Source organism: Actinoplanes palleronii (genome assembly GCF_016862315.1).
Lineage (GTDB): Bacteria > Actinomycetota > Actinomycetes > Mycobacteriales > Micromonosporaceae > Actinoplanes > Actinoplanes palleronii.
The window spans coordinates 1-14,162 of the sequence record NZ_BOMS01000039.1 but is presented as its reverse complement, the minus strand read 5'-3'; the positions used below and the strand labels follow the sequence as shown (position 1 = coordinate 14,162).

The following is a 14,162-nucleotide window of genomic DNA, read 5'->3' as shown; positions in this document are numbered from 1 at the left end:
GGGGTGGGAGCGCCTGCCGGGAGTGGGGATACACCCCGGCGGCCGGAAGCGGTCTTGCGCACCGCCGGCGTCAGGTGTGCTCGGCGGTGCGGGGGCGTTGCGGTTGGTGCAGGCGTAGGTCGTACGAAATCAGGTGTTTTGTTTGATGCGGTTGGTGAGTTCGGCGATCTGGTTGTAGAGCGAGCGTCGCTCCGCCATGTGCTGGCGGATCTTGCGGTCGGCGTGCATGACCGTGGTGTGGTCGCGGCCGCCGAAGGCCTGACCGATTCTGGGCAGGGAGAGATCGGTGAGTTCGCGGCACAGGTACATGGCGACCTGGCGGGCGTTGACGAGCACCCGGCTGCGGGAATGTCCGCGCAGGTCTTCGAGGGAGACGCCGAAATAGTCCGCGGTGGAGACCATGATCTGGTCGGCGGTGATCTCCGGGCCGGCGCCGTCCGGCATGAAGTCGCGCAGGACCTCCTCGGCCAGGGACAGCTGGACCGTGGCGCGGGTGAGGCTGGCGAAAGCAGTCACCCGGATGAGGGCGCCCTCGAGCTCGCGGATCGAGTTGGAGACCCGGGACGCGATGAACTCGAGTACGTCGGCGGGGGCGTACATGCGTTCCTGCGCGGCCTTCTTCTGCAGGATCGCGATCCGCGTCTCGAGGTCCGGCGGCTGGATGTCGGCGAGCAGGCCCCACTCGAAGCGGGTGCGCATCCGGTCTTCCAGCGTGGCGAGCTGACGTGGCGAGCGGTCGGAACTGATCACGATCTGCTTGTTCGCGTTGTGCAGCGTGTTGAACGTGTGGAAGAACTCCTCCTGGGTCCGCTCGCGGTTCTCCAGGAACTGGATGTCGTCGATCAGCAGGATGTCGACGTCCCGGTAGCGGCGCTGGAACGCCTGCGTCTTGTCGTCCCGCAGGCTGTTGATGAAATCGTTGGTGAACTCCTCGGTCGACACGTAGCGGACCGAGCGCGCGTGCCCCAGGGTGGTGGCGTAGTGACCGATCGCGTGCAGGAGGTGCGTCTTGCCCAACCCGGAGCTGCCGTAGATGAACAGTGGGTTGTACGCCTTCGCCGGTGACTCGGCGACCGCGACCGACGCGGCGTGCGCGAAGCGGTTGGACGAGCCGATGACAAACGTCTCGAACATGTACTTCGGATTGAGCCGGTTGCCGTCGTTGCCGCCCGGCCGCGGTGACGAACCGGGACCGCGCAGGTCGACCTGAGGGCGGCCGGGACCGTTGTCACCGGGGCGCATCGGCATCGAGTCGTCGCGGCGGTCGTCCTGACGGCGCTGGTTGTCGCGCATCTGGGACTGGTCGGCCGGCATCCGGTGCACGGCGGCCTCGTTCGGTGCCGAGGGGGCGTCGCGCTCCGGACCCTTGTCCGTGCGGTTCGCGGCCGAGCGGTTGGCCTGCGGCGGCATCGGGTCGGCGAAGAGCGCTTCCTGGCCGGCCCGGGACGCGGACCCGTCGCGGATGTACGACGGGGGCGGCCCGGAATGCTGCGCGGAACCCGTCGGGTACGGCTCGGGAGCGCGGTCCGGCGGCCCGAACGCGGGCTGCTGATACTGCTGCTGCTCGGGCTGGTAGGCCGGGAGCTCCGGCTGGTACGGCCGGGGATCCGGGTTGCGCGGCGGTTCCGCGTAGTGCAGCGGCTGCGGCTCGGCATGCGGCGCCGTGTCGGACTCGACCGGGGTGCCGTAGACGGTGCCGGGCATGCCGGAGCCGTCCTCCGGCGGGCGGACCGTGACAGCGACCTGTATCGGCCGGTTGAGCCGTCGGGTGAGTGCCTCGGTGATCGCCGGCCGCAGGCGCAGCTCGATCACGTCCCGGGTATAGGCGTCTGGAACCGACAGCAGAGCAGTGTCCTCGACGATCGCCCGCAAGCGGGTGAAACGGAGATAGGCACGCTGCTGCCGGGAAGCGATCTCCTCGGACAACTCGCTGAGCGTGTCCTGCCACAGCAAGCCCAGGTCGACCTGATCGGCCACCGCCGTGCCACCCCCATCGCCACCGACCCCCGGTGGACCTTGTGTCCGGCCTTCCGTCTGTGCCCGTCGGCGCCTGTACCAGGCGTCCGAGCGGCTCCCCCAACCCAGCACAGTTAACGCGCTGAACACGCACGGCGCCACCGGCTATCCACAGGTTATCCACAACCCATGACGAGACCGATGGCGCTCCCGGCCGGATGGACGGCAGACTCACCGGAGCCTGTAGCGGCGCGGGCTTGAAACAGGCTCACCGAGGCGAACGATCCACCTGCTTGTCCGGTTTTGGCCGCTGCTTCGCGGTAAATGAACGACCAGGTAGGACCGGCAACCGCGCACGCTAACAGCGCCTGCCGGGGGACTACAACCGCTGCCCGCGCCATCCCCTGCTCGTCCGCAGGAAAAGATTCACTTTGTGCGTGGAAAGACCAGGTGGTTGTAGGGGGGTTCCTCCATGTCGGCGTGCCGACCCAGGATATGGTTGACCGCTGCAACCGCCCTGCGTAGGGTTGAGCGGTTGCTCCGCCGCACTCTGATAAAGTGGCGTCTTGCAGCTGGATGCCCCCTGACGTAGTTGAAGACGGAGTTCTGACGTGAGCAAGCGCACCTATCAGCCGAACAACCGCCGGCGCGCCAAGACCCACGGCTTCCGGCTGCGGATGCGCACCCGTGCCGGGCGCGCCATCCTTTCTTCCCGCCGGGCCAAGGGCCGCGGCACGCTGTCGGCCTGAGCCGACACTTAGCCCGGTAAGAATGTCCAGGTAGCCGTGCTGGCCGCGACGCAACGAGTGCGGCGTAGTTCGGACTTCGCCGCAGCGATCCGTGGTGGCCGTCGTGCCGGCCGCGGAACTCTGGTCGTTCACCTGCTTATCGAGGAGCCGGCGCACGCCTCCACGGCGCGCGCCGGCTTCGTCGTATCCAAAGCCGTGGGCAACGCGGTGGTCCGGAACAAGGTTCGACGCCGATTGCGTGACCTCGTCCGGCCGTTGCTCGCTGATCTTCCCCAGGGAGCCTCTCTGGTGGTGCGGGCTCTGCCGCCGGCCGCTCAGGCCGGATATGCAGATCTCGCGACCGATTTGGAGGGCGCGATCGCATCCGCCCGCCGTCCTCGGCGGCCGCGATGAGCCTGGCTGCCCGGCTCCTGACGGCCGTGGTCGTCGCGTACCGTCGATACTTGAGTCCGGCGCTGCCGGCCCGCTGTCGGTTCTACCCCTCGTGCAGCGCGTACGCCCAGGAGGCACTGGCGCGGCACGGCGCCTTGCGAGGGACGGGCCTGGCGATCTGGCGGCTCCTGCGTTGTCATCCCTTCCACCCTGGCGGGTACGACCCGGTGCCTAACCCGATCCGTCACCGTCCTGCCGATGTGACTGGAGCTTAGATTGAGTCTCGACTGGATCTACTACGCCATTTCGTGGATCCTCCTTCGCTGGCATGCCCTCTGGGACGCGATCGGGGTTCCCGACGGTCGCGTGCTCGGGACGAACTGGGCCTGGGTCCTCTCGATCTTCTTCCTGGTGGTGACGCTGCGCGTCATCCTCTTCCCGGTCTTCGTCAAGCAGATCAAGAGCCAGCGCGCCATGCAGGCGCTGCAGCCCAAGGTCAAGGCGCTGCAGGAGAAGCACAAGGGTGACCGGGAGACGCTCCAGAAAGAAATGATGGAGCTGTACAAGGTCGAGAAGGCCAACCCGCTGATGGGCTGCCTTCCGATGGTGCTGCAGATCCCGGTCTTCCTGGGGCTCTTCCACGTGCTGCGCCACCTGCAGCCCGACCTGCCGGAGCGACTCAAGACCATCTACGGCTGGTCGCTCGAGCAGTTCACCAGCGCGTCCGGTGCGCACCTGTTCAACGCCCCGATCAGCGCCAAGTTCGGCTCGACCGACGCGGAGCTGGCCGTTCTCGGCGCGGACGGCACCACGGTCAAGATCCTGGCCGGCGTCCTGGTCCTGGTCATGATGGGCACGACGTTCCTGACCAGCCGCCAGATGATCCTGAAGACCGGCTGGGCCGAGGACCCGCAGCAGAAGATGATCCAGCGGCTGATGCTCTACGGCATCCCGTTCTCGCTGCTGATCTCCGGCTCGCTGTTCCCGATCGGTGTGGTCATCTACTGGGTGACGAACAACCTGTTCACCCTGGGCCAACAGCAGTGGGTGCTGCGGAAGTTCCCGCCGCCGCCGATGGCCGGCAACAAGAGCACCTCGGCCACCCGCGCGGCGAACGCGACCTCGAGTGACCTGAAGAACCCGGTGCAGCCGGGCCGTACCGGTGGCCTGTTCGGCCGCAAGAGTGCCGCTCCGGAGCCGGTCACCCCGGTGGTCGACACGAAGGCGCTCGCCCCGAAGCCCGGTGCCAAACCGGTGAATCCGAAGAAGGGCGCCCGGCCGGCGAACAAACCCAAGGGATGATCGCGGCGCGGGGCCGGGTCACCCGGCTCCGCGCGCTCCCCTTGCTACAGACCTCCCCGCGACACGTGCGCACCTTGCTGGCGCGGGAAACAGCGGACCGATTCGGTTCGGCCCGAGTGACAACGGAGATGAGACCGTGACCGACACCAGTACTCCCCCTGTTTCCGACGCATCCGCGGAGGCCCCTGCCGCTGTCGCCGAGTCGGTGGCCCCCGAGGCTGCCGTTTCGTTGACCGCGGACGTCGAGGCCGGCGCTGCCGCTTCCGAGCCGGCTGCGGAGACGAAGAAGTCGGAGAGCGTCACCACGGACAGCGACCTGTTCCGGCAGAGCGAGATCGCCGCGGACTACATCGAGGGTCTGCTCGACATCCTCGACTACGACGGTGACATCGACGAGCTGGTCTCCGCGGGCCGTCCGATGGTCGAGGTGGTCGGCGGGCGGCTGCAGCCGCTGGTCGGTCAGCGCGGCGCCACCCTGGAGGCGCTGCAGGAGCTGACCCGCCTGGCGATCTTCCGGGCCACCGGGTCGCCGAGCCGGCTGCTGCTGGACATCGGCGGGTACCGCGCGTCGCGGCGCAAGGAACTGGCCGCGGTGGCGCGCAACGCCGTTGAGAAGGTCAAGGAGCACGGCGAGCCGGTCCGCCTGGAGCCGATGTCGGCCTTCGAGCGCAAGTGCGTGCACGACGTGGTGAACGCGATCGCGGGCGTGCAGAGCGAGTCCGAGGGTGTGGAGCCGAGCCGGCGCATCGTGGTTCGCGTGGCCGACTGACATGACAGACCCACGCTTCGGCGCGGGTGACCTCGGCCCGGGCGTTGTGACGCCCGGGCCGTCGTCTTTCCCCGCCCCTGATTCGCCTGCCGCCCCTGTTTTTTCTGCCGGCTCTGTTTTTTCGGCCGGCCCTGTCGGCTCTGCCGGTTCTCGTTCCTCTGTCGGTTCTCACCCGGAGCACAGCTTGAGTTCTTCCTCGCCCGTTTCTGATCCGTCACCGGTGGATCCGTCACCGGTGGATTCGTCACCGGTGGTGGAGGACGTCTCCCGGCCGCCGGAGGAGTTCGCCGCGGTGGCGACCGAGGTTTTCGGGGACCGTCTCGGCGTGATGGGGCGGTTCGCCGAGCTGCTCGCCACCGACGGGGTGGTGCGGGGGCTGATCGGACCGAGAGAGACGCCCCGGCTCTGGGAACGTCACCTGATCAACTGTGGGGTTGTGTCCCACTTATTCCCTATCGGCGCTTCGGTGGTTGACGTGGGCTCTGGTGCCGGTTTGCCCGGTATCGTGCTCGCAGTGGCACGACCGGATCTCCGCATCACTCTCGTCGAAGCGCTGGCCCGGCGTACCGCGTTCCTGGACGAGGTGGTCGCCGAGCTCAGCCTGGACAACGTCACGGTGCTGCGCGGCCGGGCCGAGGACGTGGTGGGGGAGGCCGGCGGTGCGGACATCGTCACCGCTCGGGCGGTGGCGTCGCTGGACAAGCTGGCCGGGTGGTGTCTGCCGCTGGCCAAGGTCGGGGGCAGGTTGCTGGCGCTCAAGGGGGCGTTGGCGGCCGAGGAGGTCGAAGAGCATCGAGCCGCGATCACGCGGGCCGGTGGCGGGGAGCCGGAGGTCCGGCTGTGCGGGGTAGGCCTGATCGACCCGCCCGCGAGGGTGGTGGAGATCGTCAAGGAGCGGGAGTTGAAGGCTCCGAAGAAGACGGGTCGTAAATCCGGTGATGCGCGATCCCGGGACCGTGATCGCGGGCGGGGGACTACACGGAGGGGTTAGATGGCCAGACGGGGTGCTGCGAAGAAGCGGAATGCGCGCAAGGCGCACCCCGTGGCGTCAGAAACCTTTGAGGTACGACGGGAGCCGGCGGCTGGGGAGTCCCCGCCGTCGGCCGGCGAACGGCCGCTGTCGGCCGGGCTTGCCGCGGCTCGGAATGCGTGGCGTGCTGTCACGGCGGAGTCGTCTCGGAACGTTCCGGACGAGGACCAGTTTGCCGATAGAAGTGGGCGCCGGGGGAACTCCGGTTTGCACACTCCTGTGGCGGCGTTGTCCCTCGAACCGGTGTTGTCGGCGGGTGATGTTTCACGGGAAACCACGGCTGAGACCGTCGATACGACCGGATTAGTGCCGTCCGGTGCGGGCGATGGTCGTACCGGAAAGGGTTTTTCGGAGACGGACAGTGACGGGTGGGACGGCCCTGACCCCGATGCAGTCGGCGGGTATGGCGGCACTTTGCGCCTTGTGTCAGGCGTAATGGTTTTTGTGGGGTCGGCGGACGATGACGATGCGGCGTTGCGCACAACTCATCCTGTGCACGGGAATGGCGACGGTCGCCCGACGGCCGTAGGCTGGCCAGGCGTCGATAGTGTGGACCGGATTCCTCCCGCCGGAACACACGTTTCGCCGGCCGACCCGTTCCTAGCCAACAGGGATAAAGCGGTGCATGAGTACGGTGTTTCACGTGAAACCGAGTCGCCTCTCGACCGGTCGTCGGGAGTGAACGCTGGCGGCCCGAACCTCGGTGAGCAGGGCGTTCCTTTGCCCCGGCCGGGCGGTTACGGTCCAGCAGCATCCGGCAACTATGGCTACGGCACGCCAGTGCCACCCCGATCGGACGATTTCCGTGGTCCCGCGCCAGCACCCCGGTCGGGTCCCCCAGTCGGGTCTGCGGGGCCACTTTCGGCCGCCGCGGGCCCTGGCGCACCCACTTCCGGTGCATCAGTACAGCCCGACGAGCATGTTTCACGTGAAACGCCGAGCGGGGATGAGGACGATCCGCCCTTGGCCATGGAAGCGTTGCGAGCTGTGCAGATCCTCAACCCGAGCGGCGAGATCATCATGCCGCGCCCGGACCACCCACGGGTGATTTGCGTCGCCAACCAGAAGGGTGGCGTCGGCAAGACGACCACCACGGTGAACCTCGCGGTGGCGCTCGCGCTTCACGGCAATCGGGTGCTGGTTGTCGACCTGGACCCGCAGGGCAACGCCTCGACCGGCCTCAACGTGCCACACCACGCCGGCGTCCCGGATGTGTACGACTGCTTGATCGAGAACGTGCCGCTGGCCGAGGTGGCCCAGCAGGTTGAGGGCATCCCCAATCTGTACTGCGTGCCGGCCACGATCGACCTGGCCGGCGCCGAGATCGAGCTGGTCTCGGTGGTGGCCCGGGAGTCCCGGCTGCAGCGCGCGATCAGTGGCCACCCGGAGAAGTTCGACTACGTCTTCATCGACTGCCCGCCGTCGCTCGGTCTGCTGACCGTCAACGCGCTCTGCGCGGCGCAGGAGGTGCTGATTCCGATCCAGTGCGAGTACTACGCGCTGGAAGGCCTCAACCAGCTGATCAACAACATCAATCTGGTACGGCAGCACCTGAACCCGACCCTCGACGTCTCCACCATCCTGCTCACCATGTACGACCGGCGTACCCGCCTGGCCGACGCGGTGGAGCAGGACGTGCGGAACCACTTCGGAACCAAGGTTCTGAACGCGGTCATTCCCCGGAACGTGCGAGTCTCGGAGGCTCCGAGCTACGGCCAGTCGGTGATGACCTACGATCCGGGATCACGGGGCGCCACCAGCTATTTCGAGGCGGCGCTGGAGATCGCGGTGCGCGGGGTCAACACAGGAGGAACGGCATGAAGAACCGTCCGCGGGGTGGCTTGGGCCGCGGCCTAGGCGCGTTGATCCCCACGGCGCCTGCCGCTGAGCCGATCGAGAACGGCTCGGACGGTGCTTCCGTGGCTGTCGCCTCGGCACCCACTGCAGCGGTTGTAGTGGCCCCTGACGGCCTGCCGGCGGCTGCCTCACCGTCGCCGGTGGCCCTGGTGCCCGCACCCGCGCCGGCGGCTGTCGCGCCTCTCGCGCCTCTCGGCGAGAACGAGTTCGCGCCGGTTCCGGGGGCGTATTTCGCCGAGCTGCCGGTGTCGTCGATCGAGCCGAACGCCAAGCAGCCACGGCACGTCTTCGACGAAGAGGCCCTGGAGGAGCTGAAGACCTCGATCCAGGAGGTCGGCTTCCTGCAGCCGATCGTGGTCCGCGAGCTCGGCGACGGCCGGTACGAGCTGGTCATGGGCGAGCGCCGGTGGCGGGCCGCGCAGGCGGTGGGTAAGGAGACGATCCCGGCGATCGTCCGGAACACGCCCGATGACGCCATGCTGCGGGACGCGCTGCTCGAGAACATCCACCGGGCAAACCTGAACCCGCTGGAAGAGGCGGCGGCGTATTCGCAGCTGCTCGAGGAGTTCGGGGTCTCGCACGAGGAGCTCGCCCGGCGCATCGGTCGCAGCCGGCCGCAGATCTCCAACACGATCCGGCTGATGAACCTGCCGGCGACGGTGCAGCGGAAGGTCGCGGCCGGAGTCATCTCCGCGGGGCATGCTCGCGCGTTGCTCGGTCTCGAGGGCGCCCAGGCCCAGGAGGATCTGGCGATCCGGATCGTCAAGGAAGGGCTGTCGGTTCGGTCGACCGAAGAGATCGTCAAGATGGCCGAGCTTGACGGGCCGGCCAAGACGACCACGCCGCCGACGCGGCGGGCCAAGGTGCATGCTCCGGCGCTGAGCGACTTGGCGGAGCGGTTGTCGGATCGATTCGACACTCGAGTGAAGGTCGACATCGGCCGGAACAAAGGCAAGATCACGATCGAGTTCGCGACCGTTGATGATCTTGAGCGGATAGTGGGCATGATCGGGGTTGAGGAGGAGGGGGCTCGGTCGGATACTGCGGAGGAGTAGGGGTTCCTACTTTTTCGGGGTGGACCGGGTTTTCGGCTCTTCGGGTCTTCGGGTTGGGCTTGGGTCCTGGCTTTTGGTCGGGATGAGAAAGGCACGCGTTTTGGCGCGTGCCTTTTTGCTTTTTCGGGTTCTGTGAGAGCCATTCTCCTGGGGTTTTGCGTGGGGGCGCGTGTTGGGGGAGGCGGGTTTAGGATGGGAGGTTTTATCGCTTTTGAGGGGTTGGAGGTGAGTCGCTCTTCATAGCGTTGCTTTTGGGGGTCGGTGGCCCTCGACGGATCGGCTCGGTGGTCCCGCGACGGCTGCGGGGGCATGGTGTCCGTCGAGTGGTGTCCGTCGAGTGGTGGACAGGTGGTCTCGGTGGGTTGGTCGTCCCGGGGATGACGTCCTGGCGGCGAGGATCGATGTATCGCCGCCGATGAGGAGCGGCCGCTTCAGAGGAGTTCTGCGATGCGACTCGATTCCGGCATGGGCGCCATGGTCCGCTCGATGGCTGCCGACCTCGGTCTTCCGCTGATCACGTTTTACGGTCTGCACGCGTTGGGGGCGGACGACACCACCGCGCTTCTGGCGGGCACGGTGGCTGCCGGCGCCCGGATCGTCTGGGTCGCTGTTCGGAGCCGGGCACTCAGCCACTTCGCGATGGTCATGGGAGCGGTCTTCGGGGTGGGGCTTCTCTTCACCCTGCTGACGGGGGACCCGAGATTCTTGCTGATCAAGCATTCGGCCATGGCCGCGGTGGTCGGGGTGCTGTTCCTGGTGACTGCGTTCCGGGGGACCAAGCCGTTGACTTTGTCGGCGCAGCAGAGCTTCATGCCGGCGAAGGCGGAGGAGCTTGCCGCTGCGTATGCGAGCAGTGCGGACGTCCGGCGGGGGCACCGGGTGGCTTCGGTGGTTTGGGGTGGTGGGTTGCTGGCTGAGGCCGTACTCCGGGTTGTTCTTGTTTTTCTTCTTCCGGTTGACGTGATGGTCGGTCTTTCCACGGGGTTGACTGTCGTCACGTTCGGGTTGTTGATTGCTTGGAACGGTCGCTACGTTGCCCGGCGCGAGCGGGCTGCGGGGAGCGCTCTTGTCAGTGCTTGATCGGTTGGTGCTTGCCATCTGCCGAGTTGGTACGCCAGTCGGATCTCGGCGGCCTGTGCGGGGTGTGGGTCTGGGGTCGTGTTGATTGTTTAGCGCTTGGTGGGCGGGCTTTTTGCCCGCCCTTTCTTTATCCGGCGCCCCTATGTGCGGTGGCGTCCGAGCCTGCGGATGATCTGCGGTTGGCGTGCTTTGCTTGGCGGGGTTCGAGTTTTTGATGGTTGCCTGCCCGGCGAGGTGTTTGTTTTGGTCGCGGTTGGACCTAGGTCTTCGCTTTGGGCACTGGGGAGATCAGGCCGGCTTGGGGCCCGGTGCTCGGTGTCCCGGCATCCGTCTCAGGCGCTTGGGCCTTCGGGCTTTCGGGCCTCGGGCCTTCGGGCGTTCAGGTCTCGGGCTTCGGGTCTTCGGGCCTTCAGGTCTTGGGCTTCAGGCTTCGGCCTTAGGGCTTCGGCATCCCGGCGTCTCGGCATCCCGGCGTCTCGGCATCCCGGCGTCTCGGTGTCCCGGCGTCTCGGTGTCCCGGTGTCCCGGTGTCCCGGTGTCCCAGCGCCGTCGAGCGTCGAGCGTCGAGCGTCGAGCAGCTTTGCCGATCCGGGCCGCCAACAGCGCTGCATTCTTGACCCAAATCGGCCTCGGTGCTCAAGCCGGCAACCCGCAGCAACCGTTGCGGCAAATCGCGTCACCGCGTTCGATAGCTCAGTCAGAAGCTCTGCGGCAGCAAGGCTCGCACCTGGCTGCTGGCTGGACCGCGAGGTGTGCAGACCGTTGGTAGGGCGGTTGACCGGGGCGACTGCCGGCCCGCACGCGCGAGGCATGCTGGCTGACGCACTTGGATCGCCGACCGCTGGATCTGTTGGCTGGCCGAATCTGCGGACGCCGTTCCATCGGCGTTCGGGGCTCGCCGATGGAAGGGAGTCGCGTTGGGGTCAGCGAGCGGTGGGCTCGCTGCCGGTCTCTACCCAAGGCGATCCGTCAGAGATGGTTTTAGTTGTTACTGCCCGCCGCCCGCCGCTCGCCGCCGCCCGCCGCTCGCCGCCGCCCGCCGCTCGCAGCCGCTCGCAGCCCGCCCGCCCGCCGCCGCCCGCCCGCCCGCCGCTCGCAGCCCGCCCGCCCACCGCCGCCCGCCGCCGCATGTCGCCCGTGGCGCACCGCCCGCTGCTCGTCACCCGTCGCCCGTCGCGTGCCGTTCCTGCCGGCGGCCGCGGCTGACGTATCTGCGTTTGGCTGGTGACCGGTTCGGTGGTCAGGTCGGAGAAACGACTGGCGGTGTGTCCCTGGTTGAAGGGCACATGCCGAGCGAGGCGTAGTGCGTCTCGGTCTGACGGTGCCGGCGTCTTTGACGGCTTGTCCGGACACCCGGTCGGAGGATCCTCCGGCGATGTTTCACGTGAAACGGGTCGTACCCGTTCCGACGCTGGCGTTGGCCTCTGCCCGAGACTGCTCTCCAGATGTTGTTTGGAGACCCAGCTGACGCATGGCGGTTCTCGGGCAGCAATATTCTGCCCGGTGCCCGGTGCCCGGTGCCCGGTGCCCGGTGCCCGGTGCCCGGTGCCCGGTGCCCTGGAGGCGAGCGCGATCTTGTTAGGGATTTGACCGTGTGCTGACTCCTGCATTTGGCGGGGTGTCGGCTGGCGTGCGGCCGGCTCTGTTGTTGATGTCTTGATCCTGCTGGGGGTTGTCGCCTGGATGATGTTCGCGCATTCCGCGTGAGGCCTTCCGGCGAGCTGCATTTGCGGTTCACAGATGTGCGAACCGGGCCTGCGGGGAGTTGATGGATGCGGCGGGCTAGGCAGCCCGCGCGGTGTCGGCGTGGCTTGGTGCGTGCGGAAGGCACATGTCGTCCGGGGCGGCCTGGGCCGGCGTGATGCCCGTTGGTGGCCGACGGTTGAAGAGGCTTTCGTCGAGTTCCGAGTTCCGAGTTCCGAGTTCCGAGCGATCAGTTGGCTTGGCATGGTCCGCAGCCGGTCGGCGCAGGTTCGGTGTCGGTCGTTTCGTCGTGGAGTGCTGAACGCCCGTCGGGCCGGTGTTTCACGTGAAACGGCGTGCCCGGATTTTAGGGACCGGCGGGCGCAGATTTCGGCCTTCTTGGGAGCAGAGTGGCTCGGCGAACCTATTTGCGGGAGTGGAGGCGGGAGTGCCGTTGCGCCCGATGCGAACCCGCCGGCTCAATCGCCCAACCCAGGCTTGTGGGATAGGTCGGCGCTAGTGAGGTATCCCTACCAGTCGTCGTCGACGTTGTATGCCCGCGGTCGACTCGCACGGGCTCTGCCTGCTCCGAGCGCCTTCCCTTTCCGGTGCAAGGACAGTCCGCCCGCGGGATAGGGCGTGGTGCCCTGCTCCTCCAAGGCTGCTGTCCGAGGGAGTCAGAACCCCTCCGGCCGCGAGTTGGCTAGTGCGAACCGTGCGTCCGGCTCGGCATCAGTTCGCCTCTCTGTTGTTGTGCTGGAGGGCGAAGCCGGCTGAGTGGGGGTCGTCGACCACCGTTGAGATCAAGGTCTTTGGCCGGCTCGATCCTTACGGAAGGCGTATTCGACTCTGGAACCCAGCCCCGGGTCTAGTGAGCTCAGGTCGTTTCGGTCCGCGGTGAGTGGCTGCAGTTCGTTGAGTAGAGCCTTGTTTGGTGGGTTGAACCATGAGGGCCCTCGCGCAACCGCCCCTCGACGGCGGGCGCCGACAACTCCCGCATCCGTCTGAGAGTCCTGGGGGACGGCTGGTATCCGTGGCCTCGGGTAGCCGGTCGTCTGTCGTAGATCGTGGCCGCCGCTCAACCTCCTTGGCAGTGGCCCGGCTGTTGTGCAGCGATGAGTCAGTGAGCAAGGCGCGGCAAAGTCGGTGGAATGCGGCTCGGTGATTTCGCCCGTGCTGCAGCCTGAATTTTCGCGTCGCAGGATGGGTCTCTCGCCCGCATGCCCGCGACTGCCCGCCGCCCGACTGCCCGCTCCGGCTGCCCGCTGCTTGGCTGCCGGCTCCCGACTGCTCGGCTCCCGGCTTGCTCGGTCCCCGGTTTGCTCGGCTTGCTTGGCGAGCGAAGAAGCTGTCTGGCTCGGCCGTGTTTGGTCTGGGGTCTCGCGCGCCTTGGCCCGACTTTGTTCGTCTGGGGCGGGTTCAGTTTGGGTCGGTCACGGTGGCTAGTTCGGCCTGGCCCCGATACGAGTACATCTGAGAATCCAGATCTGGGAGCGCTGTGCTGAAACGGTTTGTGTACTCGACCACGTGGTTGGTGCGTGATCCAGCTGGCAGGTGCCTGGGTCCGAAGGGGGGTTCGTTCTTGCCGAGTTGGCGACGGTCTGAAGACAGGCGCGAGCATAGGAAATACAGCGCTCCATCAGGCGGCCCTACGTGCGAGCGCATAGCGAGGACGCCAGAAGGAGGCGGTCGGGCGCGGTGCAACTTGTATCGCGCGGGATCGGATTTCTCCGTGGAGACGACAAGAGGGTTCGTTCGACAGCTGATGGCTAGGGGGCCCTGGTTTGGTCTGCAGAGGATGGCCTAGGTGCGAGCCGGGGTCGCCTGCGGTGGGGTCGAGCGAAGGGGACGGAGTTGAACTTCCCTTCGGGATCAGTGACTGGCATCACGATGGTGTTTCACGTGAAACGGGCGCCTTCCGGCTCCAGGGTCCGGACTGCGCCGGAAGCTGAGGCTGGTGCCCCTTCTGGCTTTTTGAGTGTCAGCGTTTTCGGACACGAGCTCGCGCTGCTCGCTTGCCTGCTGTGTTCATTGTTCGCGGCAGGGGGTGGTGCCCTTCGCCGAGACGGCTGGTGTCCCGGTTGTGGCTTGGCGGGTTTACCTCAGCGAGCGAGTGGAGGTCTGAGTTGAATCAAGGGGGAGCGCTCCTGGAGGGCTGCGCGTGGCCTTCGCTGCAGGGTCGAGATAGCCGGCGGGGGAAGGTCGTCGGAGTGGCTGCTGATCCTTCCGCGGAGCGGGGAGCGGGGAGCGGGGAGCGGGGAGCGGGGAGCGGGGAGCGGGGAGCGGGGAGCGGGGAGCGGGGAGCGGGG

At 67.2% G+C, this 14,162-nt stretch carries 10 protein-coding genes; 9 read left to right on the top strand and 1 reads right to left on the bottom strand.

The window, feature by feature from the left end:
* Positions 1-129 precede the first annotated feature (129 nt).
* Positions 130-1,977, bottom strand: a complete 1,848-nt coding sequence (gene dnaA / locus Apa02nite_RS13480) for a chromosomal replication initiator protein DnaA (protein ID WP_203825310.1) — start codon at positions 1,975-1,977, stop codon at positions 130-132.
* Between the two features lie 590 nt (positions 1,978-2,567).
* On the opposite strand from dnaA, the gene rpmH reads away from it, so the two are divergent.
* The 9 genes from rpmH to Apa02nite_RS13435 all read left to right on the top strand — a co-directional run bounded on the left by rpmH (position 2,568) and on the right by Apa02nite_RS13435 (position 10,170).
* On the top strand, positions 2,568-2,705 hold the full coding sequence (gene rpmH, locus Apa02nite_RS13475; RefSeq protein WP_067702010.1) for a 50S ribosomal protein L34: 138 nt from the start codon (positions 2,568-2,570) through the stop codon (positions 2,703-2,705).
* A gap of 36 nt (positions 2,706-2,741) precedes the next feature.
* Positions 2,742-3,098, top strand: coding sequence for a ribonuclease P protein component (gene rnpA / locus Apa02nite_RS13470; protein ID WP_083972272.1), 357 nt, complete (start codon positions 2,742-2,744; stop codon positions 3,096-3,098).
* Positions 3,095-3,352: a membrane protein insertion efficiency factor YidD gene (gene yidD / locus Apa02nite_RS13465; protein WP_083972273.1), complete on the top strand. Its 258-nt coding sequence runs from the start codon at positions 3,095-3,097 to the stop codon at positions 3,350-3,352. The genes rnpA and yidD overlap by 4 nt, the downstream gene beginning before the upstream one ends.
* Position 3,353: 1 nt before the next feature.
* Positions 3,354-4,379 carry a membrane protein insertase YidC gene (gene yidC / locus Apa02nite_RS13460; protein ID WP_203825309.1) on the top strand — a complete coding sequence of 342 codons (1,026 nt, stop codon included), beginning with the start codon at positions 3,354-3,356 and terminating at the stop codon, positions 4,377-4,379.
* A gap of 136 nt (positions 4,380-4,515) precedes the next feature.
* Positions 4,516-5,148, top strand: a complete 633-nt coding sequence (locus tag Apa02nite_RS13455) for a Jag family protein (protein WP_067702015.1) — start codon at positions 4,516-4,518, stop codon at positions 5,146-5,148.
* A gap of 328 nt (positions 5,149-5,476) precedes the next feature.
* On the top strand, positions 5,477-6,139 hold the full coding sequence (gene rsmG / locus Apa02nite_RS13450; RefSeq protein WP_232344807.1) for a 16S rRNA (guanine(527)-N(7))-methyltransferase RsmG: 663 nt from the start codon (positions 5,477-5,479) through the stop codon (positions 6,137-6,139).
* Between the two features lie 819 nt (positions 6,140-6,958).
* Positions 6,959-7,999, top strand: coding sequence for an AAA family ATPase (locus Apa02nite_RS13445; RefSeq protein ID WP_373872925.1), 1,041 nt, complete (start codon positions 6,959-6,961; stop codon positions 7,997-7,999).
* Complete coding sequence (locus Apa02nite_RS13440) at positions 7,996-9,090, top strand: ParB/RepB/Spo0J family partition protein (protein WP_203825308.1); 1,095 nt, start codon at positions 7,996-7,998, stop codon at positions 9,088-9,090. The genes Apa02nite_RS13445 and Apa02nite_RS13440 overlap by 4 nt, the downstream gene beginning before the upstream one ends.
* A gap of 447 nt (positions 9,091-9,537) precedes the next feature.
* Positions 9,538-10,170 (top strand): VC0807 family protein, encoded by a 633-nt coding sequence (locus Apa02nite_RS13435; protein ID WP_203825307.1) that lies wholly within the window; start codon positions 9,538-9,540, stop codon positions 10,168-10,170.
* Positions 10,171-14,162: the final 3,992 nt, after the last annotated feature.